Source organism: Dyella sp., from assembly GCF_051954575.1.
Lineage (GTDB): Bacteria > Pseudomonadota > Gammaproteobacteria > Xanthomonadales > Rhodanobacteraceae > Dyella_B.
Window position 1 is genome coordinate 1 of sequence record NZ_JBQCHP010000062.1, and the last position, 22,461, is coordinate 22,461.

A 22,461-nucleotide genomic window follows, 5' to 3' on the forward strand; every position below is an offset into this window, starting at 1 on the left:
GCTGAAGTATCTGGACGAGGTCGACCCGGAAGCGGCGCTGGTCGCGCGCGAACGCTACGGATGCCTGGAACCCTGGCGGCAGGAGCCGGAAGTGTATGGGCGCTGGGCATTGGACGATGATTTCAAGCGCTGCGAAGGCGCAGTGCTGGCGCAGTTGAAGGAACTCTTGGCCAAGCGCACCGCCTATACGCAGCAGGGCGACGACGATCCGTATTTCGACGCGGCGCAGAACGCGCGCCTGGTTGCCGACGCCGAACGCTATTACCGCGCGATGTACTACGGCGCCACCGAAAGCTGGAACCTGCGCGACACGCACATGGCCGACACCTTGCAATACGTGCTGGAGGCGCGCGGACGGCTGACCAAGGTGGTCGTGTGGGCGCACAACTCGCATATCGGCGATGCGCGCGCCACCGAATCGGGCAGCGAACGCCATCGGCTCAACCTCGGCCAGCTATGCCGCGAGCGCTGGGGCGAGGAGGTGGCGGCGATCGGCATGGGCACGCACGGCGGCACCGTCGCGTGTGCATCGCACTGGGGCGCGGAGATGGAGATCAAGCGCATTCGCCCCTCGCACGAAGACAGCTACGAAGCCTGGATGCACGCCAGCGGCAAACCGCGTTTCCTGCTGGATCTGCGCGCCAAGGCGCATCCGCTTCTGCACAAGCAATTGCTCAAGCACCGCCTGGAGCGCTATATCGGTGTGATCTACCGGCCCGAATCGGAACTGCACAGCCATTACCTGGAAGCGTCGCTGCCGCAGCAGTACGACGCGTTCCTGTGGTTCGACGAAACATTGCCGGTGACGCCGCTGCAGAGCGAGCAGGGCAGTGGTTCGGCCGATACGTTTCCGTCAGGGCTCTGAGGCCGTTTCAGGGACCCGATTGCTGCGTCCTGACGCATTCAGATACAGCAAGCTGGTGCGAACGCTCCGGCTCAAACGGTGCAAGCCTTCCACCAGTTTTTCCCCGGCTTCCAATAGCGCATCGATCGGCATGGGTTCCAGCCGTTCCAGCACAAACCACATCTGCGTGCTGTGCTCGGTGATGCGCGTGCGTATGCCTTGTCGCCAGTTCCAGCGCCGGCAAGTGATGCCATGGTCATCGCGCCACACCACTTCGCCCGGTTCTGCGGTCTCGATCTTCGGCACACCTTCTGACACGGTATCGAACGGTTCGTCCCCGGTGGCGCGGATCAGGCGCGGCGAACCTTCATACAAGGCGGCATCCTCGCCGCCGACCGGCAGCGCGTAGCGCACGCTCAATGCGTTGTAGAGATCGACGACGGCGTTGATGGCGGGCAGCATACCGTCGCGCTGGGCGCGCTTGCGCAGGGCTTCGACCGAGCATGGTGTCCGCTGCGGCTTGGCGCCGAAGGCGCGGTATGTTTCGCGCCATGCTGCCAGATGCGCTTGTGCCCACGGCGCCGAATCGAGCGCGAGGCAGGCGTCGCGCAGCAGCGTTTCACTGTGCGCATCGCTGGGGCTGTTGCGGGCGTCTTCGGCGTAGATGCTGAGTGCGGCGAAGTCGGGCCGCAGCGCGAAGATTTCAGGGGCGATCGTGGGTTCGACAGGCATGGCGTGGATGGCGGTTGACGGAAAGGGAGGGCGCGCTCAGAATGCGACAGTGACCAATAAAGTCAATATATTGACCGACGATACGCCGCCGAACGATCCCGCACAAGCCGTCCACGCGGCGATGGCGGCGCGCATCGCATCGCTGCGCAAGGCACGCGGGCTGTCCTTCGATCAGTTCGCCGTGCGCTGCGGCGTGAGCAAGGGCATGCTGGTGCAGATCGAACAAGCCAAGGCCAATCCGAGCATCGGCACGCTGTGCCGCATTGCTTCCGGGCTTGGCGTATCCGTGGCCGAACTGCTCGAGGTGGCCGAATCCGGGAACCGTCCGGTACGCGTTGTTTGCGCTGATGAAGTGACGAGCTTGTGGACCGGCCCGCACGGCGGCACCGCACGCTTGCTGATCGGCTCGGAAGGCCCGGATATGCTGGAACACTGGATGTGGGAATTGCGCCCTGGCGAGCGCTTCGACGCGCAGGCGCATCCGCCCGGCACGCAGGAACTGTTCCACGTATTGGAAGGGGAGCTGGTGCTGGAGTTGAACGGCACCGGTTACAAGATCGGCGCGGGGAACTCCGCGCATGCGCGTACCGATTGCGAGCATGCATATGTATGCGGCGGAAAGAAGAAGCTGCGTTTTACGATGGTTGTGCTGGAGCCTGGGCGTGATCGTCGTTTCGTGGCGAAGAAAACTCGCAAGTGAATTGTTCGCGCAATCGTCTTTGCCGTTGAATTTCAGCGTACCGAAATATCTCCCTCCCCTACGTGTAGTAGGGGAGGGCCGGGGTGGGGTGACGCAAGCTCGGACAACCCCACCCCAACCCTCCCCTACTTCGCAGGGGAGGGAGTCATCATTCGTGCAGTTGGGATTCGAGAGAAGGCGGATTTTTGCGCGTCTCAGTAGCGCAAAAAAACATCAATCACTTACCGCGATAAAAAAATCCACGCCCCCAAATAAAACGAGCCGCCAGTGACGGCGGCTCGGTCGGGCATCGGTCATCCATGTTGAGGAGGGGCCCCTCCTCGGCGCCTGACTTCCCGGCGCGCCATTTATCGCATATTGGCCGGCGGTTGTCAGGCGTTTTCACGCATTATTCACTTGAAAATGCACATTTCCGCTGGTCGGGTTTGTCCGTAGAGGCCAATATCCCGCCATCCTGTGCCGTTTTGCTCAGCCCGGCCTGGCGGCCAGAATGAGTTCCCACAGTTCTTTCGCTGCCTGCCTGGGATCGGGCGTGCCGCAAATGGCCGACACCACCGCGATGCCGCTTGCGCCGCTTGCCCATACGTCGTTGACGTGCTGCGCTTTCAGGCCGCCGATGGCGACGGCGGGAACCGGACAGTTGGCGATGATGCGCGCCAGCCCAGCGAAGCCCAGCGGTTGTTCGTGATCGGGCTTGGTGGGTGTGGCGAATACCGGGCCCACGCCCACGTAATCGACCAACGCCGGATCAAGCGCGTGCGCCGCGCTTTGTGAATTCACCGACACGCCCAGCAGCATGCTCTCGCCGATGCGCGCACGCGCTGCGGCGGCAGGCATGTCGCGCTGGCCGATGTGCAATGCATCCACGCCTGCTTCGATCGCGGCGTCGATATCGTCGTTCATCACCACCAGCGCAGGCGTATCGCGCAGCGCTTCTTTCACGCTGCGCGCCAGCGCGACGCGTTCGGCCGTCGACGCACGCTTGTGCCGCACCTGCACCATGCTGGCGCCACCTGCCACCGCTTCGCGAGCGGTATCCACCATCGAATGTCGTTGGCAAAGATCGGGATCCAGCACGAGGTAAAGCGAAAGGTCGAAGGGTTTTTTCATGCGGCGGCTACCTGCGCCTGCGCTTGCAGCGTGTTTCCATCCAGCGCGGCTAGCGCATCGATGAAACGCCAGGCGAACGAACCGGGGCCGCATGCTTGCTGTGCGGCGTACGATCCGGCGACGCCGAAACAGGCGAGCGCGCTTGCGGTGGCAATCAAAGGCGCCGTGGGCGCCACAGCCACGAATCCGCCGATCAGGCAGGTGAGCGAGCAACCCATTGCGGTGACCTTGGGCATCCAGGCCGATCCGCCGGCAACGCGCAGACTGTGTTTTCCATCGGTCACGAAATCGACTTTACCGGTTACGGCCACCACGGCGCGCGTGCGTTGCGCCAGGACCATGGCCGAGGTTTCCGCACGCTCGACGCTGTCTCCACTATCCACGCCGCGCCCGGAACTGGCATCGCCGGCCAGCGCCATGATTTCCGACGCATTGCCGCGGATCACCGTTGGCTGCTGCGCGAGCAAGGCTTGCACGGCCTTGCGCCGAAACGCGGTGGCGAAATGCGCCACCGGATCGAGTACCCATGGCTTGCCGCTTTCATTGGCCGCCTGCGCCGCGGCATGCATGCCTTCCAGCCAATGCGAGGAAAGCGTGCCGATATTGATCGTGACTGCACCGGCCAGCCGGGCGAATTCACCGGCTTCCTCGGGTGCATGCACCATCGCGGGCGATGCGCCGGCGGCGAGCAGCGTGTTGGCGGCGAAGTTCATGGCCACGTAGTTGGTGATGCAATGGATGAGCGGGGATTCGCGGCGCAGCTGGTTGAGAAGCGCGGCGTAGGGAGTCGAGGAGGTGGTCATGGCGACGCATTTTATACTTGCGAGTCGCTTTTCTTATGGTCTGAATGGCGTCCAATCTCAGTCCGCGGATATTCGCTCCCTCCCCTACGTGTAGTAGGGGAGGGAGCTGCATGTTGCATAGAACGCATGCGTAGGTTGGGGTGCAAACCCCAACACTCGGGTGCATGGACATGGCGACGTTGGGGTTTGCACCCCAACCTACGAATAGGCAAGCTCGTGGTATGCCCATGACGAAGAAACAGCCCAAGCCCCGCCCGCTGCCACGCCGCTTCTACAACCGCGATCCACTTATCGTCGCGCCCGAGCTGTTGAACAAGATATTGCTTGGCCACGACGGCCGCGCCGGCCGCATCGTGGAAGTGGAGGCCTATCGGGGTGCGGATGATCCGGCCGCGCATTCGTTTCGCGGCAAGACGCCGCGCACGGAAGTGATGTTCGGCGTGCCGGGGCACATGTATGTGTATTTTACCTACGGCATGCACTGGTGCGCGAACGCGGTGTGCGGACCGAAGGGTGAAGGCAACGCGGTGTTGATTCGCGCCTTGCAGCCGATTGGCGGCCTCGAACTGATGTATGCGGCGCGGCCGCTGGCGAAGAACGATCGGCAATTGTGCAACGGGCCGGCCTGCCTTACGCAGGCGATGAGCATCACCAAGCTGCAGAACGGCATCGACCTGGTGGCGGGGGATACCTGCGCCATCGTCGACGACGGCACGCCGCCACCGGCGCGGCCGGTGCAGGCCACGCGCATCGGCCTCACCAAGGCGGTCGACTATCCGTGGCGCTGGTATGTGCCCGATAGCGCATACGTGTCGAAGAAGTAGCTCATCCATACACGCGCTCACGTTGCTGGTTTGGCGCTGGGCGGTCCCTATGTAAACGTACACATGGACTTTGCGGAGGCGTCCGACGTAACCTCGTGCACATGAGTTTCAAACCCGGGAAAGCAGCGCGCGCCAGAGCTGCTGCTGAGGAAGCCGGCGCCGCCCCCACTGCGCCGGGAGCAGGGGAGATGCATGGCTGAAGGTGTGAAAGGCAACGTGCTCGTCGTGGAAGATGACGTGCAGTTGCGAAACGATGTTCTGATACCGGGGCTCAAGGCATTCGGTTTCCACGCGACTGGCGTGGGTAGCGCAGCGGAGCTTTACCGCGCCATCGTGGTGGAGCGTTTCCGCCTGATCGTCCTGGATATCACCCTGCCTGACGAAGACGGTTTCAAAATCGTGGGGCAACTGCGTGCGCTGTCGGACATGGGTATCGTGGTGCTGTCCGATATCGATTCCACCGCGCATCGCGTGCGCGGGCTTACCGAAGGGGCCGACGTCTATCTCACCAAGCCGGTCGACGTGGAGGTGTTGGCGGCTTCGCTGCACAGCCTGAGCCGACGCGTCGCCAATGCAGCTTCTTACGAGCTGGCGTACACCGGCTGGCACCTGGAAGCCGGCGGCTGGCGGTTGATTACCCCGGGCGGCGTGATCATCGCGCTATCGATGCCCGAGCGCCTGCTGCTCAACCGGCTGGCCGCATCCACGCCGGAGCCCACGCCACGGACGGCGCTGATCGACGAAATGGCCGCCGTCATTCCCGGTTTCGACCCCGCGCGGCTGGAAATGTTGATCCATCGCTTGCGGCAAAAGGTCACAAAAAAATCGGGTGAAATATTGCCGCTGATTTCCGTGCGAGGGGTGGGTTACACGTTGGCCCTGAATTGAGCGGGTCAACGATGAAAACGTCTTCACCCTTGCAAGACATCTGCAAGAAAGCGCAAGAATGCGTTATTCTTTGAGATTGTGCGGCGCCAGGCGAATACTTAAAGTTCGCGTCGCTGCGAGATAGCGGACACGTCAAGGAAGTTGCGGGCAGCGATGATCGCAACATTCCTCCAGGAAAACTGGGCACGCCGTCTCGTTCCAGCAGCAAACATTCACTGAAAGCACTAAGGAGCAGGGGGGGATTTCACGCGCAGGGCGCGATTCGCGGATGAATCGAGCATGCCGGGTGAAATCCGGACGAGCCAAACAGGGGTCGTCCTTCGTAAACCACGCGTCATTCAACTGGCTTGAGTCCAGCGCTTGTGCGCGGCCGTTTTTCCGGCCGCCATGCGAGCGCGGGAATTCGGGCCGGAAAGCCGTGCTGTGTGCGTGATTCGAAGAGCGCGCGGACAAATGCCCCACGCGCGCAAAAAACAGGCCGTCAATCCCACATTGGAAGGTGCAGTGCCATGAATTTGAAGAGCCGCCCGAGTTGGAATCGCCTTGCCCGGCGAGATATCGCGCTGTCCGAAAGCAACTTCACCATCACGCCCGACGCGGCGCGCAGACACACGCTGGGCCGTCGCGTTGCGATGCTTTCGCTGCTGGCGACGGCGCTGGGTATGACCGGGTTGGCCTATGCCAGCGGAGGTCCTACCGGCGGGCAGATCGTCGGTGGTTCCGGCCAGATCCAGCAGATCGGCAACACCACCACCATCCACCAGAACAGCTCGACCTTGTCGCTGAACTGGCAGAGCTTCAACATCGGGCCGGATCAAACGGTCAATTTCGTGCAGCCGGGCAGCAATGCGATCGCGATCAATCGCATCTTCGCCAGTACGCCCAGCGAGATCTACGGCCACCTCAACGCCAACGGCCAAGTGTGGCTGATCAACCCGAACGGCGTGCTGTTCGGGCAGAGCGCACAGGTGAACGTCGGCGGCCTGGTCGCCTCCACGCTCGACGTCGACGACAGCACCCTCGATTCGAGCAATCGGCGTTTCAGCGGCTCGGGCAAGGGCAGCATTGTCAACCGCGGCAGCATCAACGCAGCCAACGGCGGCTACGTTGCGCTGATCGGCAACCAGGTTTCCAACCAGGGCGTGATCACCGCGCAGCTCGGCACGGTGGCGCTCGGCGGCGGCAGTGCCGTCACGCTCACCTTCAACGGCAACCAGCTGCTGCATTTGCAGGTGGACCAGAGCACCTTGAACAACCTGGCGGAAAACCGCCAGCTGATCGTCGCCGATGGCGGCCGCGTGATCATGACGGCCGGCGCAAAAGACACCTTGCTCGCCAGCGTGGTCAACAACAGCGGGCGCGTGCAGGCGCAGACGGTGCAGAACCACGATGGCACCATCACCTTGCTGGGCGGCATGGAAGCGGGCACGGTGAACGTCGGCGGCACGCTGGATGCGAGCGCGCCGAATGGGGGCAAGGGTGGTTTCATCGAAACCTCCGCGGCGCAGGCGCACATCGCCGATGGCAGCGTCATCACCACCAAGGCGGTCGGCGGCAAGGATGGCACGTGGCTGGTCGATCCCACTGATTTCACCATCGCCGCCAGCGGTGGCGATATCACCGCCACCAATCTTCAAAGCCAGCTCGCTAACGGCAACGTTACGTTCACCAGCGCCAACGGTGCCGGCGGTACCTCCGGCAATGTCAACGTCAATCAAGCGGTGACTTGGAGCGCCAACACCACGCTCACGCTGACCGCGAGCAACAACGTCAACCTCAACGCCGCCATCACCAACACCGGCGCGAGCGGCAAGACGGTGCTGAACGCGGGCAACGCCTTCGTCAACAACGTCGGCGCTTCAGGCCTGGTCGGAAACTGGGCGATCTACAGCGCCAGCCCCACGGCCACCGGCGAGAACCTGGGCGGCCTTACGCCCGGCTTTATCCAGTACAACGCGCCGATCGGCACGGCAGCGGTAGCGGGTGCCACGGGCAACGGCGTGTTCTACAGCGTGGCGCCGACGCTGTCGGTCTCAGGCCTCACTGGCGCGGTGTCCAAAACGTATGACGGCACCACCAGCGCCACGCTCGCAAACGGCAACTTCATCGACACCGGCCTGATCAACGGTGACAAGATCGGTTCCGCCGCCGGCACGTACAGCCAGTCCGACGTGGGCAGCAGCCTCACGGTGACTTCGCCGTCGTCCATCGCCGGCTTCAACATCGTCAACGGCAGCACGCCGGTTTACGGCTACGCCCTGTCTGGCGGTTCCAGGACGGCGAGCATCGGCCAGATCAATCCGGCGCAGCTGACGGCAAGCATCATCGGCAATCCGACCAAGGTGTACGACGGCACGACGACCGCCACGCTCAATTCGTCGAACTATCTGATCAGCGGTTTTGCAGTGGGTCAAAGCGCCACCGTCAACCAGCCCAGCTCGATCGCCTACGCGAACGCGGATGCCGGTAGCGTGGCGTTGAATGCCACCTTCACCCTGACCAATTTCGTTGCCGGTTCAGGCACCAAGCTTTCCAACTACATCTTGCCCCCCAACGCCACCGGCATGGGCACGATCACGCAGGCGCCGGTGTTGCTCAGCGGCCTGCTGGCCAACGGCAAGGTGTACGACGGCACCACCACCGCGAGCTTGAACCTCAGCAACGCAAGCATCTTCGGCGTGATCTCGCAGGATGCCGGCAACGTCACGTTGAACAGCACCGGCGGCACCGGCAACTTCGCCAGCGCCAACGCCGGCAACGGTATTGCGGTGAACGTCAGCGGCTTCACGTTGACCGGCACCAAGGCCAACGATTACCAGCTGATCGCGCCGACTGATCTCACCGCCAACATCACACCCAAGGTGTTGACGGTCAGCGGTGTGACGGCAAACAACAAGGTGTACGACGGCACGACCGCCGACACGCTGAATTTCGGCAGCGCCACGCTCAACGGCATCGTGGGCAGCGATAACGTTGCACTGTCCGGTTCGGCCAGCGGCACCTTCAGCCAGTCGGACGTGGGCAACAATCTTGCCGTGAGCGTGAGCGGTTTCGGGCTTACGGGTACGGCTGCCGGCAACTATACGGTGACGCAGCCGAGCGGACTGATCGCCAGTATCACGCCGCGGCATCTGGCGATCGCCTTCAACGGCAGTCCCGCCAAGATCTATGACGGCACCGACAACGCGGTGCTGGGCAGCAGCGACTTCATCGTCAGCGGTTTCGTTGGCAGCGAAAGCGCGGTGGTGTCGCAGAGTCCGGCAGTGTATGCCTCGCCGAACGCCGGCGTCGGCATTGGCGTGACCGCCACGCTGCAACCCTCGGATTTCACCGTGGGCTCGGGCACCAAGCTGTCCAACTATAGTTTCGACAACCAGATAACCGGCACGGGTACGATCAATCCAGCGCCGCTGGTCGTGTCGATCGCCAACAATCCCACCAAGGTGTACGACAGCACCACCGCCGCGACGCTCGCGGCCGGCAATTACGTGCTGTCGGGCCTGGTCAATGGCGAAAGCATCACCTTCAACGGCCCGACGACGGGTACGTACGCCTCAGCCAACGCGGGTGTAGAAGCGGTCAGCACCACGCTCAGCAGCGGCAATTTCACCGCCGGCTCGGGCACGCTGCTGTCCAACTATGCGCTGCCGACGTCCGCCAACGGTTTCGGCACCATCACGCCGGCGGCGGTGGGCGTGCAGATCGCGGCGAGCATCAACAAGCCGATCACCAAGGTCTACGACGGCACGGACGTGTATCTGCTCAATGTGTTGAGCGGCGGCACCTATACACAGGACTTCAACCTTACCGGTTTCCAGGGCAGCGACAGCGCCTTTGTCAACGCCAACATCACCGGCCACTTTGCCAGTAAGAACGTCGGCAACCAACCGTTCTCGGTCACGCTGAACAGCTCTGACTTCACCTTCACCAGCGGCAGTGCCAGCAATTACACTTTCCCGACATTCGTCTACACCACGGGCAGCATTACGCCTGCGCCATTGACGGTGAGCCTGATCGGCAACCTCAACAAGGTGTACGACGGCAGCACCGTCGCGCAGCTCACCTCGGCCAATTTCCAGGCCAGCGGTTTCGTCGCCGGCGAAGGCGCCACCATCACGCCGACCGCGACATTCAGTTACGCCAACAAGAACGCCGGCAGCGGCATCGGCATCAGCGGTAACCTGACCGCCAACAATTACACCCCCAGCGGCAGCACGCTGCTTTCCAACTACACGCTGGCCACCAGCGCCACCGGCACCGGCAACATCACGCAGGCGCCGCTGTTCGTCACGGGCGTGTACGCCACCAACAAGGTGTACGACACCACGGCCAGCGACACGCTCAATGTATCGGCAGCGGGCCTGTCCGGCCTGGTGGCCGGGGACGTGGGCAACGTCACGCTGAACACTTCCACCTCCGGCACGTTCGCGCAATCGAACGTCGGCAACGGCATCGCGGTCACGGCCAATGGTTTTTCCATTTCCGGCACCGAAGCGGCCAACTACATCCTGCAGCCGATCAGCGGCCTGGCCGCGAACATCACGCCCAAGGGACTGACCATCAGCGGTGTCAGCGCGGTCGACAAGGTCTACGACGGCACCACGGCCGATACGCTTTCCGGTACCGCCACGCTCAACGGCGTTTTGGGTAGCGACAACGTAACGCTGGTCTCCTCCGGCGCGGGCGGCACCTTCAGCACGGCCAACGTCGGCAACAACCTGAGCGTGAGCATCAGCGGTTTCACGCTGGGCGGCGCGCAGGCCGGTAACTACACCGTGGCGCAGCCCGGCGGCCTGACCGCCAGCATCACGCCGCGCCAGCTCACCGCCGCCATCACCGGCAGCCCCACCAAGGTGTACGACGGCAGCGACTCGGCCACGCTCACCGCTGGCGACTACACGCTGACCGGTTTCGTGAGCGGGCAGGGTGCATCGATTCCGCAATCGGCCACGGCGCATTACGGCACATCCAGCACGAGCATCGCCAATGCCGGCACCGGCTTGAGCGTGTATTCGACGCTGGTGGTGTCCGACTTCGTCGCCAATGCCGGCACCAATCTCGCCAACTACATCCTGCCCACCAACGCGTCCGGCAACAACGGCGTGATCAATCCGTACGTGCTGAACCTCACCGGCACGCGCGTGTACGACGCCACCACCGGCGCCAACGCCAGCCTGTTCGGCAGCAACGGCGTGATCAGTACCGGTATCCACAGCGAGACCGTGAACGTCAGCGGCAGCGGCGTGCTGGTCACCAAGAACGTCGGTTCGCAACGTGCTTTCTCCAACCTGGGCTCGCTCACCCTGGGCGATGGCACCAACGGCGGCCTGGCCAGCAACTACACGCTGGTTGGCGGCACCGACTGGGTGACGATCACGCCGGCCCTGCTTACGGTGAGCGGCACGGTCGCTGCCAGCAAGGTGTACGACAACAACACCAACGCGAGCTTGAGCGGCTCGGTGTTGAACGGTGTGCTAGGTAGCGATGCGGTGACGCTCGGGAACGACACCGCCGGCACCTTCGCCACCAAGAACGTCGGCAACGGGATTGCCGTCAGCACCAACATGAGCATCAGCGGCACCGATGCCGGCAACTACATCATCCAGCAGCCGACCGGCGTCGTCGCCAACATCACGCCGCTGGCGATCACGGTGACGGCGACCGGTACGAACCGCCAATACAACGGGTCGGTGAACGATACGGTGACGCTGGCAGGTACGCTTTCCGGCGACCAGGTCACCATCAGCGATACGTCGTCCACCTTCGCCGATGCGAACGTGGGCAACGGCAAAACGGTGACGGTCAGCGGCATCAGCCTGAGCGGCGCCAGTGCCGGCAACTACACGCTCAACAACACCTCGACCACGACGACCGCCGACATCACGCCGAAGGTGCTCAATCTCACCGGCACCCGCGTGTACGACGCCAATACCGATGCCAACGCCAACCTGTTCGGCAGCAGCGGCGTGATCTCCACCGGTATCGGCACCGAGACGGTGAACATCGGCGGATCCGGCACGGTGTCGAGCAAGAACGTGGGCGTCTATACCGGCGCCGGCTTCGGTCTTGGCACGCTTGCACTGAGCGATGGCACGGGCCTGGCCAGCAATTACACCCTGGTTGGCGGTACCGACAAGCTGACGATCACCAAGGCCGCGTTGAACGTGACCGGCACCGTCGCCGCGAACAAGACCTACGATGGCACCACCGCGGCATCGCTGAGCGGTTCGGTGTTGAATGGGGTGCTGGGCAGCGACAACGTGGTGTTGGGCAACGACACCGCCGGCACCTTCGCGACCAAGAACGTGGGCACCGGTATCGCGGTGAGCACCAGCATGACCGTCAGCGGCAGCGATATCGGCAACTACACGCTGACGCAGCCGACCGGCATCACCGCCGATATCACGCCGCTGCACATCACCGTGACTGCCACCGGCAGCAACCGTGTCTATAACGGCGGCGTGAACGATGCGGTGACGCTGGCCGGTACCTTGTCGGGTGACCAGGTCACCATCAGCGACACGTCCTCCACGTTTGCCGACGCAAACGTGGGCAACAACAAGACGGTGACGGTAAGCGGCATCAGCCTGGGTGGCGCCAGCGCGGGCAACTACGTGCTGGACAACACCAGCACGACCACCACGGCGAACATCACGCCGCTGGTCCTCAATCTCAGCGGTACGCGCGTGTACGACGCCGGCACCGACGCCAACGCAAATCTGTTTGGCACAGGCGGCGTGATTTCCACCGGTGTCGGCACGGAAACCGTGAACGTTGGCGGTTCGGGCATCGTGTCGAGCAAGAACGTGGGCAGCTACACCGGCGCCAATTTCAATCTCAACACGCTGACGCTGAGCGATGGCACCGGCCTGGCCGGCAACTACACGCTGGTCGGCGGTAGCGATACGCTGACGATCACCAAGGCCACGCTTACGGTGGGTGGCACGGTTGCCGCCAACAAGGTGTATGACGGCAATACCGTGGCGTCGCTGAGCGGCTCGGTGCTCAACGGCGTGCTGGGCAGCGACAACGTCACGCTGGGCAACGCCAGCACCGGCACCTTTGCCAACAAGGACGCGGGCACCAACATTGCCGTCGGCACCAATATGACCATCGGCGGTACGGATGTCGGAAACTACATCCTGCAGCAACCGACCGGCGTCACTGCGAACATTACGCCGGTGGTGCTCAACCTCACCGGCACGCGCGTCTATGACGCGAACACCGATGCCAACGCCAATCTGTTCGGCAGCAACGGCGTACTTACCGGCGTGAACGGCGAAACCGTGAACCTGGGCGGTTCCGGCACCGTGTCGAGCAAGAACGTGGGTAGCTACGCCGGCATCGGTTTTGGCCTCAATACGCTGACGCTCAGTAACGGCACCGGCCTGGCCGGCAACTACACGCTGGTCGGCGGCACCGATACCTTGACCATCACCAAAGCCCCGTTGACCGTGATCGGCACCGTTGCCGCCAACAAGATCTATGACGGCAATACCACCGCACAACTGAGCGGTTCTTCGTTGAGCGGTCTGTTCGCCGGCGACGACGTCACCCTGGGCAACGACAGCGTCGGCAGCTTTGCCAGCAAGAATGCAGGAACCAGCATTGCTGTCAGCACCGCGATGAGCCTCAGCGGTGCGGATATCGGCAACTACAGCTTCAGCCAGCCGACCGGCATCGTCGCCAACATCACACCGGTGGTGCTCAACCTCAGCGGTACGCGCGTCTATGACGCCCTCACCGATGCCAATGCCAGCTTGTTCGGCAACGGCGTGCTCGCCGGCGTGAACGGTGAAACCGTGAACCTCAGCGGCTCGGGTGTGCTCAACAGCAAGAACGTCGGTACGCAATCGTTCGCGAGCCTTGGCACGCTGGCTTTGAGCAACGGTACCGGGCTTGCCGGCAACTACACGCTGGTGGGCGGTGTCGATTCGGTGGTCATCACGCCGGCGACGCTTACCGTTTCCGGTACCGTGGCTGCGGACAAGACCTACGACGGCAACACCGTGGCGCAGCTTAGCGGTTCACAGCTGCAGGGCGTGCTGGGCAGCGACAACGTCACGCTGGGCAATGACACCACCGGCACGTTCGCCACGCCCAATGCCGGCAGCCATATCGCCGTCAGCACCGGCATGACTGTCAGCGGCACGGATGCCGGCAACTACGTTGTCCAGCAACCCTCGGGTATCGCTGCCACGATCAACCCGTTCCTGCTCAATCTCAATGGCACGCGCGTGTATGACGCGAACACCGATGCCAACGCCAATCTGTTCGGCAGCAACGGCGTGCTTACCGGCGTAAATGGCCAAACCGTGAACCTGGGCGGTTCCGGCATCGTGTCGAGCAAGAACGTCGGTAGCTACACCGGCGCCAATTTCAACGTCAACACCTTGACGCTGAGCAACGGCACGGGGCTGGCGGCCAATTACACGCTGGTAGGCGGGACCGATACGCTTGGGATCACCCCGGCCACGCTCACCGTCATCGGTACCACCGTGCAGACCCGTCAATACGATGGGACCACCACGGCCCAGTTGAGCGGTTCGCAATTGCAGGGCGTGTTCGGTGGCGACAACGTCACGTTGGGCAACGACACCACCGGCACCTTCGCTTCGCCGAATGCGGCCAGCAACATTGCCGTCAGCACCGGCATGACAGTGGGCGGCGGCGACGTGGGCAACTATGTGCTGACGCAGCCAGGCAATCTCACCGGCACCATCGTCCCGCACGTATTGGACCTGATCGGTACGCGCGTCTACGACGGCCTGACGGATGCCAACGCCAACCTGTTCGGCAACAATGGCGTGCTTTCCACCGGCATCGGCACCGAAACCGTGAACCTCAGCGGCTCGGGCGTGCTCACCAGCAAGCATGTCGGCACGCGTGGCTTCGCCAACCGGGGAACGCTCGTGCTGAGCGACGGCACCGGTTTGGCCAGCAACTACACGCTGGTCGGTGGCACGGATCAGGTGGCGATCACGCCGCGCAACATCGTGGTGGATGCCACGGGTCACGACAAAACCTACGACGGCAGCACCACCGCCAGTGTCACGCTGGACAGCAACGGCGTGCTGGTGGGTGACGTGGTGAACTTCCACGACGGTGCGGCCAATTTCAGTACGCCGAACGCGGGCAGCAATGTATCGATCGCAGTCACCGGCATCACCGCCTCGGGTGCGGATGCGGGCGACTATGCGTTCAATGGCAGCGCCGCCACCAGCGCGACGATCAACCCGTACGTGCTGAGCCTCACCAGCACGCGTGTGTATGACGGCACCACCGGCGCTGCTGCGGGCCTGTTCGGCAACAACGGCGTGCTCACCGGTGTCAACGGCGAAACGGTGGATCTTGCCGGTACCGGCGTGCTGACCAGCAAGAACGTCGGTTCGCAGCGTGCGTTCTCCAACCTCGGCTCGCTGGTGCTCGGCAACGGCACGGGCCTGGCCAGCAACTACACGCTGGCCGGTGGCAGCGATTGGGTGAGCATCACGCCGGCGACGTTGACGGTGGTGGGTACGACCACCACCAACCGTGTCTACGATGGTACACGTGTCGATGCATTGAACGGTTCCACCTTGAGCGGCGTGTTCGGCAACGACGACGTGGTGCTCGGCAATGACAGCACTGGCCTGTTCGTCGACAAGAACGTCGGCAACGGCAAGTCGGTGGCCACCGCCATGACCATCAGCGGCGGCGATGTGGGCAACTACATCCTGATGCAGCCTGTCGGCCTGTTCGCCAACGTCACGCCCATGCCGATCGTGGTGACCGCCACCGGCACCAACCGCATGTACAACGGCAAGACGGACGACGTGATTTCGCTCAGCACCAACGGTGTGCTCGCGGGCGACCAGGTGGCCCTGGTCAATACGACGGCCCAGTTCGCCGATCCGTACGTGGGTAACAGCAAGACCGTTACCGTGGGTGGCATTGCGGCGGTCGGTGCGGATGCGGCGAACTACCTGATCGTCGATCCGGTCACCACTACTACCGCCAACATCACCAGTGCCGGTTTCAATGGCAGCGGCGTGCAAGGTAGCTGGATCGCGCAGTTGCAAGCTGGCCTGGAGCCGGCGGCGATCGCCACGCCGTACGGATCGAGCGATTCGGATACGGTCGGCGTCTACACCGGCAACCACCAGCTGAAGCATCGCCCGATCGAGCGCAACCGCGCGCATTCGGATTTCCATCCCGGCCTGTCGTTGCAATTCCAGAACGGTGGCGTGCGTCTGCCGGCGGATGCTTCGCCATGAATGACCTTTCCCAGCGGCATCCCTCCCCTGCATGCAGGGGAGGGCGATCCTCCTCGTCCCGACAAACATTCCAAGCTGTCACTCGCCCTGGTACCGCCATGAAGCCTGACCACTCGATTGCAACGCCGCGCCTTTCCCTGATCTGCCTTGCACTGGCCGCAGCGCTGTGCGCGCCGGAGCTGCATGCGCAGACGCACGTCACGCCACCGCAAACCAACAGCGGCCAGTTGCTGCAGCAGATCCAGCAGCAGCCGACGCAACCGCCGTCGTCCAATCTCGATCTGAACATCCAGAAGCAGCGGCCGGCGCATGCCGCGGACGACACCAAGTTCCCCGTGCGCGCGATCCAGATCACCGGCAATACCCTGCTGCCTTCCGACCGCCTGCATGCGCTGGTGGCATCGGGCGAGGGCCACGAGCTCAGCTTGAACGATCTCGATGAGCTGGCCCAGAAGATCAGCGACTACTACCACGATCATGGCTATCCGCTGGCCACCGCCTATGTGCCGGCGCAGACGCTGCACGATGGCGTCGTGCGCATGGCGGTGGTCGAAGCTCGCTACGGCAAGGTGGTGCTGCAGAACCAGAGCGCGGTCGGCAACTATCCGCTCGACGCTACCTTGTCACCGTTGCAGTCGGGACAACCAGTACGCGAATACGGATTGGAACGCAGCCTGCTGTTGCTGTCGGACATTCCCGGCGCCATCGTCAATTCGACCATGCGTCCCGGCGAACAGGACGGCACCTCGGATCTGCTGGTGAACGTCACCTCCGCACCGCGCTACACCGGTACGCTGGGCCTGGACAACTACGGCAATGCATACACCGATCGCGTACGCCTGTCGGGTACCTTCAACGTCAACGGCCTGTTCCACCAGGGCGATCTGCTGGATGCCAGCGGCGTAAGCTCAGGTGCGGGCATGAGCTATGGCCACGTCGGCTACCGTTATCTGCTGACCGGGCAGGGCACCACGCTGGGCGTTGCCGTCTCCGGCCTTACCTACAAGCTGGGCAACGGCCTTGCCGACCTGCACGCGCACGGCACCGCGACCACGCAGAGCGTGAACCTGTCGCAGCCCTTTATCCGCAATACGGCCGGCAATCTGTACGCGCAGCTGGAGTTCGATCACAAGCGCCTGTACGACGACATCGACCTTGCCGGCTTGCAGACGCATCGGCATTCCAACAGCTGGGTGCTGACCGTGGCCGGCGACCAGCGCGACCGCACCGGCATCACCAACTTCAACATCAGCGGCACCGCCGGGCGCTTGTACCTGGATAACTTTCAGACCTTGTTCGCCGACTACTTCGGCGCGCGCACCGCGGGCAAATACGTCAAGATCGATTACTCCGTATCGCGCCTGCAGCAGTTGAACCCGGCCAATGCGTTGTATTTCGGTTTTTCCGGACAGCATGCCAACAAGAACCTGGATACTTCCGAGCAGTTCTATCTCGGCGGCCCCAGCACGGTGCGCGGCTACGACATCGGCGTGGTCTCCGGCGCGCAGGGCAACCTGGCGACGATCGAATTTCGTCACGACTTCACCATCGCCGCGCTGCCCGGGCCGTGGCAGGCGTCGGCCTTCGTCGATAGCGGGCGCGTGCTCGTCTACAAGGATCCCTTCCTGCTTGGCCCGAACAGCGCGCGCTTGAGCAGTGCGGGCGTGGGTCTGCATTGGTCGGCGCCGCACGATTGGGTGATCGGCGCCAACGTGGCGACGCCGGTAGGCAGCAAGCCGGCCTTGCTGGGCCCGCATGCGAGCACCTCGACGCGGTTCTGGTTGCAGGTGCAGAAGGGCTTTTATTGAGGGGCTTGCGACATGCACGCATAGGTTGGGTTTCGGCTGCGCCTCAGCCCAACCTATGCGTGGTTCTCGCTCACGGTCTACCCACTCGCGGGGGCGCTAAGCTATAGCGCATTCAATCGAGGCGCCCCCATGAAGACCCGCTGGTGGATCCTGGCCTTGTCGCTTCCGGCGTTTACCGTGCATGCGCAGGCGAACATCGACTGCAGCGATGCCCGTATCGCCAATCCCGCCAACGCGACCTACACCATCGAAGGCGACAGCGTAACGCTGGTCAACGGCGTGCGTTCGCAGCCTGCCGCCCCCGGCTCGCATACGGTTCATCAGACCCGCCTTATCGAGGGAACGCAAACCTGCGGCGAGTTCGATGGCAAACCGGTGGTGGCGGTGTTGCTCAGCGACGATCCTGGCGGAAGCGGCACGAATATCTATATGGCGGCGGTGGGGCCGGACGGGCACAGTTATCCCGCCGTGCTGCTTGGCGATCGCGTGCAGCCCAAGAGCATCGTGATCGAGAAGGACCTGATCGTCGTGACGTATCTGGATCGCCCGCCGGGTGCGCCGCTCGCGTCACCACCGACGGCGAAGGTGGTGCGTAAGTTTGGGGTGGAGCAGGGGCATTTGGTGGATGAGCCGTAGGGTAGGCGTGTTTTGTGTGCTGGTTGATCTCCCGCGCATACCCCGGTTATTCAATACCCCTCACCGTCATTCCGGCGAACGCCGGAATCCAGTTTAAACAGGCCGTGCGAAGCACACGATATTCATTGTGTTGAGTGTTTCGCACGACGTATTTGTACTGGATTCCGGCGTTCGCCGGAATGACGGCGAGGCAAGCGAAAGCATTACGGCGAAGGCATGCGCATCGCCACAATATTCCCACCCGGCTTGCCATCCAGCGCCGCCTCAGCGATCTGCGCATCGTTCTGCGATGCCGTCGCCAGCACGATCACCTTGCTCGCCGTGCCTTGCGCATCGCGCACGGTAAAGCTCAACGTACGTGTCGCCGTATCCGGGCGCTTCACCAGGGCAGTCGCATAACGCGCCAGGCAATGCGACAAGCCCACGGCTTGCACGTCGCAGAACGCGCTGGTCCCGCAGCGTGCGGCGTTGTCCGATGAAGCAAGGCACACCGACGTCACGCCTTGCGTGGCTTCGAGCGGTTGTAAGCCTGGCGTAGGTTTCGACGGCGCCACCGGCCCGGGTTGGACCACGGTCGGGAAAATGGAACCGGAAATACGGGCTGCATCGTGTACGGCCTGGGCCGCGGCCCAGACGGGAGTGCCAAGCAAAAACAAGACGATGGTGCGCGTGATGGCGTTCATGGGATCCCTCCAACCGCCCCTGCGGTGAAGACGGTAGTCCAGGCCATAGACGCAATATGTAGGGCACGTCACAAAACGACATGCATTTGTATCGTGCGAAATGCCCAAGCTCGTCGGCCGGGCGCAATGAACGAAGGTTGCGCAAAGCTGCCTCTAAGTGATCTGTGTTAGCCATGAGCATCTCGCCGTCGCCAGTCAAGAACTGCGGGCGATTGGCCGATAGCCAGCTAAGCGGCGAATCGAAAACGAATGGAAGAAACGCGATCGCTGGTATTCATCAAGGCATTTTTTAAAATGAAAAAACACTTCAGCTTTACCATCAAGAACAAACTGATCATCGGCCTGTCGCTGTGCGCGCTGATCATGGTGGCGATCGGATGCATGGGCATCTACGGCCAGAACCAGATCGACGGCGACGTCGCCGACATGTATCAGGGCGATCTTCAGCCCATTCTCGACATTGGCCATGTGCGCGATGGCTTGCACCAGAATGTGACCGAGCTGGATCAGCTGGTGCTTGGTCACGATGCGAAGGCGGCGGCTGCGGTGAAGACCTTCATCGCACAGAACAACGCCCAGATCGACAAGACATGGGGCGCCTACCATGCGCTGATCGCCAGCGATCGCGAACGCAAGGCGGCCGATGCGGTGGCCGGCTATCGCAGGCAGCTGGATGCGATGGCCGCCACCATTCTTGACGACGCCGCGCAAGGCAAGTTCGACACCGAGCTCTTGGTCAACGAGGGCAGCTACGAGAAGCTGTTCACGCAGGCGATGAACAACGTGGAAGTGCTCTATGCGGAGAACAAGGATCAGGCGCAGCAATCCTATGACGACGCGCAACACGCCTTTCGTCGCATCCGGCTGATCATGGTCGGCGTGATCGCCTTCGGCTTCGTGCTTATCGTCAGCCTGCTGGTGGTGATGATCCGCGCCATCTCCAAGCCGATCGATCGCGCCGTGCAACTGGCCGACACGATTGCCGCGGGCCAGCTCAATCACGACATCAAGGTCGACCGCAGCGACGAAGTGGGGCGCCTGCTGCTAGGATTGCGCCGCATGGACGAACGGCTGACGCATATCGTCAAGGAAGTTCGCCATAGCGCATCGTCGGTGGCGAGCGCCTCCGGACAGATCGCGCAAGGGAACGACGATCTATCGCATCGCACGCAGGAACAGGCTTCGAGCCTGGAGGAAACCGCCGCTTCCATGGAGCAGATGAACGCAACCGTCCGGCAAAACGCACAGAACGCCAGCCAGGCGTCCAACCTGGTGCGTGGCGCGCTGGAACAGGCCGAGCGTGGCGGGCAGGTAGTGGGCAAGGCGGTTGGCGCGATGGCCGACATCCATGCCACCAGTACGCGCATCGCCGAGATTTCAGGCTTGATCGACGAGATCGCCTTCCAGACCAATCTGCTGGCGTTGAACGCCGCGGTGGAGGCGGCGCGCGCCGGCGAAGAGGGCCGCGGTTTTGCGGTGGTGGCAGGCGAAGTGCGCGCGTTGGCGCAACGTTCGGCCAGTGCCGCGCGTGAAATCAAGGCGCTGATCAGCGAATCGTCGGAAAAGGTGCAGGCTGGCACGTCGCTGGTGAATGCCTCGGGCGAAGCGCTGAGCCATATTCTCGATCGCACGCGCAAGGCCACCGACGTGGTCGCGGAAATTGCCGCGGCCAGCCATCAGCAAGCCGCCGGCGTGGAACAGGTCAACACCACCGTGACCGCTCTGGACGACATGACGCAACGAAACGCCGCCCTGGTCGAAGAAGCGGCGGCCGCCAGCCGCGCCTTGCAAGAACGTGCTGCCGAGCTGATGGAGTACGTCAACTTCTTCCGCATCAATGGTGCGGAAGACGAGCAGGTCGCCGCTTCCGTAGTGGGGCAGCGTGCGGGTGGCGCGCGGCGCGCGGCGCGCGCCATGGCGGCTTGATGCGCCTGCGCAGGATGGCCGCCGCCATGAACGATATGCGCTGGCGATGGGGGCCGGGTGCGATGGCGCTTGCATGCGCGCTGCTGCTGTTGGCGATGCCGGCGAAGGCCGACGATACGGACAACGGCGCAACCGTGCCCGCCTACGATCGCCCGGCCTTCGGATTCGGCACCAGCGCCTTGCCACTCGGCGGTTTCGCCATCGAGCAAGGGCTGCCCGATTGGAGCCTGGCGAAGCAGGACGGCGTGCGTAGCAGCGAGTTTTTCACCGACAGTCTGCTGCGCATCGGCGCGGGACATGGCGTGGAACTGCAGGTAGGCAGCACGCCATTCAACTGGCTGATGCAAAGCGCGGGCGGCGTAGCGCAACGCGTGACCGGTCGCGGCGATACCACCCTGAGCGTGAAGGTGGCGCCGCCATCCGGCAATCCGGTGTGGAGCTGGGCGGTGTTAGGTACGGTGGAATTTCCCGATGGCGAAAACGGCCTGCGCCTGCCGCAACGCGCGTACACGCTGGGCACCACCGTTGCGCAGCAGCTCAACGAGCGCGTCACGCTCGGCTATTTCGCACAATGGCAACGCCTGGGCAATCACGGCAACTACCAGCTGGCCGGCAATTACAGCTACGCGCTCAGCAAAGCCTGGGGCGTGTACGGCGAAATGGTCGGGCTGCATCAGTCCGGTCGCAGCGGCGCACTGGTCGGCGCCGGATTCACCTACCTGCCCAACGCGCGCCTGCAATGGGACATCTCCTTTGATCGCGGCTTTGTGGGAACGGCGCCAGCGTGGATGGCTGGGTTCGGTGTGGCGTTCTATTTCGGGCGCTGATCGCAATGGGTGCTCAAGCACCTCGCTTCCCCTACGGTTTGAGATGTACGTCTCACTTCGCGCATTCGAACTGCGATGGCTGTCCCGATATGACTCCGCTTCGGAGTCTTTGTGACTATTCTGAACGAACGGCATTCCCACTAGACTTCATTGTCCCTCGCGCAACAGCGAAGGCGTTGATGACAGTCCGTCCATCCATATCGGTTGTCCGGAGCGATGTCAGTGACAAATCCCGTAAAGCAGAGTGGTACTTATCGGAAAGCCCGTAGCCCAAAAATAAGTAAGGCAACACTGATCAAGTATCGCCGTCGTCACCAGCCCTGTCTGTTCGCAGGCCACAGGGCCGTCGGCGAAGGCAGACTGGCTGTCTGTCGAGACGGGTACCTGCGGCATGCGGACAGACAGGGCTGGCCCCACGTATTGG

General features: G+C 63.0%; 13 protein-coding genes. 9 read left to right on the top strand and 4 right to left on the bottom strand.

Annotated features, from left to right (window positions below; translation table 11 throughout):
- Positions 1–865 (top strand): erythromycin esterase family protein (locus ACTHNE_RS08345; protein ID WP_440269004.1); only part of this gene is annotated, 865 nt, incomplete at its 5' end.
- Here ACTHNE_RS08345 and ACTHNE_RS08350 read toward each other — a convergent pair.
- Entirely contained in the window at positions 854–1,576 is a 723-nt protein-coding gene (locus ACTHNE_RS08350; RefSeq protein WP_324940833.1) for a B3/B4 domain-containing protein, read from the bottom strand. The genes ACTHNE_RS08345 and ACTHNE_RS08350 overlap by 12 nt on opposite strands.
- Before the next feature lie 49 nt (positions 1,577–1,625).
- Between ACTHNE_RS08350 and ACTHNE_RS08355 the strand changes: the two genes are divergently transcribed.
- The gene (locus ACTHNE_RS08355; RefSeq protein WP_440269005.1) at positions 1,626–2,276 is read left to right on the top strand and encodes a helix-turn-helix domain-containing protein; all 651 of its coding nucleotides are present in this window, start codon (positions 1,626–1,628) and stop codon (positions 2,274–2,276) included.
- Between the two features lie 468 nt (positions 2,277–2,744).
- Here the strand turns inward: ACTHNE_RS08355 and thiE are convergent, their stop codons facing one another.
- Together thiE and thiM are read right to left on the bottom strand one after the other, a co-directional pair.
- The gene (gene thiE / locus ACTHNE_RS08360) at positions 2,745–3,386 is read right to left on the bottom strand and encodes a thiamine phosphate synthase (RefSeq protein WP_324940839.1); all 642 of its coding nucleotides are present in this window, start codon (positions 3,384–3,386) and stop codon (positions 2,745–2,747) included.
- A complete protein-coding gene (gene thiM / locus ACTHNE_RS08365) occupies positions 3,383–4,189 on the bottom strand; it encodes a hydroxyethylthiazole kinase (RefSeq protein WP_324940842.1) in 807 nt (268 codons plus the stop codon). The genes thiE and thiM overlap by 4 nt, the downstream gene beginning before the upstream one ends.
- Positions 4,190–4,416: 227 nt before the next feature.
- Here thiM and ACTHNE_RS08370 point away from each other — a divergent pair, with 227 nt between their 5' ends.
- The 5 genes from ACTHNE_RS08370 to ACTHNE_RS08390 all read left to right on the top strand — a co-directional run bounded on the left by ACTHNE_RS08370 (position 4,417) and on the right by ACTHNE_RS08390 (position 18,601).
- Entirely contained in the window at positions 4,417–5,013 is a 597-nt protein-coding gene (locus ACTHNE_RS08370) for a DNA-3-methyladenine glycosylase (RefSeq protein WP_324940846.1), read from the top strand.
- 192 nt (positions 5,014–5,205) lie between these two features.
- Entirely contained in the window at positions 5,206–5,901 is a 696-nt protein-coding gene (locus tag ACTHNE_RS08375) for a response regulator transcription factor (protein ID WP_324940848.1), read from the top strand.
- Positions 5,902–6,410: 509 nt separating this feature from the next.
- Entirely contained in the window at positions 6,411–16,157 is a 9,747-nt protein-coding gene (locus tag ACTHNE_RS08380) for a YDG domain-containing protein (protein ID WP_440269006.1), read from the top strand.
- Between the two features lie 98 nt (positions 16,158–16,255).
- Complete coding sequence (locus ACTHNE_RS08385; protein WP_324940856.1) at positions 16,256–17,965, top strand: ShlB/FhaC/HecB family hemolysin secretion/activation protein; 1,710 nt, start codon at positions 16,256–16,258, stop codon at positions 17,963–17,965.
- A gap of 129 nt (positions 17,966–18,094) precedes the next feature.
- The gene (locus ACTHNE_RS08390; protein ID WP_324940858.1) at positions 18,095–18,601 is read left to right on the top strand and encodes a hypothetical protein; all 507 of its coding nucleotides are present in this window, start codon (positions 18,095–18,097) and stop codon (positions 18,599–18,601) included.
- A gap of 203 nt (positions 18,602–18,804) precedes the next feature.
- Here the strand turns inward: ACTHNE_RS08390 and ACTHNE_RS08395 are convergent, their stop codons facing one another.
- Positions 18,805–19,284, bottom strand: a complete 480-nt coding sequence (locus ACTHNE_RS08395) for a hypothetical protein (RefSeq protein ID WP_440269007.1) — start codon at positions 19,282–19,284, stop codon at positions 18,805–18,807.
- 294 nt (positions 19,285–19,578) lie between these two features.
- Between ACTHNE_RS08395 and ACTHNE_RS08400 the strand changes: the two genes are divergently transcribed.
- Both ACTHNE_RS08400 and ACTHNE_RS08405 read left to right on the top strand, forming a co-directional pair.
- Positions 19,579–21,210: a methyl-accepting chemotaxis protein gene (locus ACTHNE_RS08400; protein WP_440269008.1), complete on the top strand. Its 1,632-nt coding sequence runs from the start codon at positions 19,579–19,581 to the stop codon at positions 21,208–21,210.
- 26 nt (positions 21,211–21,236) lie between these two features.
- Positions 21,237–22,037, top strand: a complete 801-nt coding sequence (locus tag ACTHNE_RS08405; RefSeq protein ID WP_440269009.1) for a transporter — start codon at positions 21,237–21,239, stop codon at positions 22,035–22,037.
- The last annotated feature ends 424 nt before the right edge of the window (positions 22,038–22,461 follow it).

What these genes read in the sequence shown, in the direction of transcription:
- ACTHNE_RS08375 (WP_324940848.1), top strand. Translation starts at nt 5,206, where the DNA reads ATGGCTGAAGGTGTGAAAGGCAACGTGCTCGTCGTGGAAGATGACGTG.
- ACTHNE_RS08400 (WP_440269008.1), top strand. Translation starts at nt 19,579, where the DNA reads ATGAAAAAACACTTCAGCTTTACCATCAAGAACAAACTGATCATCGGC.
- thiE (WP_324940839.1), bottom strand. Translation starts at nt 3,386, where the DNA reads ATGAAAAAACCCTTCGACCTTTCGCTTTACCTCGTGCTGGATCCCGAT.
- ACTHNE_RS08380 (WP_440269006.1), top strand. Translation starts at nt 6,411, where the DNA reads ATGAATTTGAAGAGCCGCCCGAGTTGGAATCGCCTTGCCCGGCGAGAT.
- ACTHNE_RS08350 (WP_324940833.1), bottom strand. Translation starts at nt 1,576, where the DNA reads ATGCCTGTCGAACCCACGATCGCCCCTGAAATCTTCGCGCTGCGGCCC.
- thiM (WP_324940842.1), bottom strand. Translation starts at nt 4,189, where the DNA reads ATGACCACCTCCTCGACTCCCTACGCCGCGCTTCTCAACCAGCTGCGC.
- ACTHNE_RS08405 (WP_440269009.1), top strand. Translation starts at nt 21,237, where the DNA reads ATGAACGATATGCGCTGGCGATGGGGGCCGGGTGCGATGGCGCTTGCA.
- ACTHNE_RS08385 (WP_324940856.1), top strand. Translation starts at nt 16,256, where the DNA reads ATGAAGCCTGACCACTCGATTGCAACGCCGCGCCTTTCCCTGATCTGC.
- ACTHNE_RS08370 (WP_324940846.1), top strand. Translation starts at nt 4,417, where the DNA reads ATGACGAAGAAACAGCCCAAGCCCCGCCCGCTGCCACGCCGCTTCTAC.
- ACTHNE_RS08390 (WP_324940858.1), top strand. Translation starts at nt 18,095, where the DNA reads ATGAAGACCCGCTGGTGGATCCTGGCCTTGTCGCTTCCGGCGTTTACC.
- ACTHNE_RS08395 (WP_440269007.1), bottom strand. Translation starts at nt 19,284, where the DNA reads ATGAACGCCATCACGCGCACCATCGTCTTGTTTTTGCTTGGCACTCCC.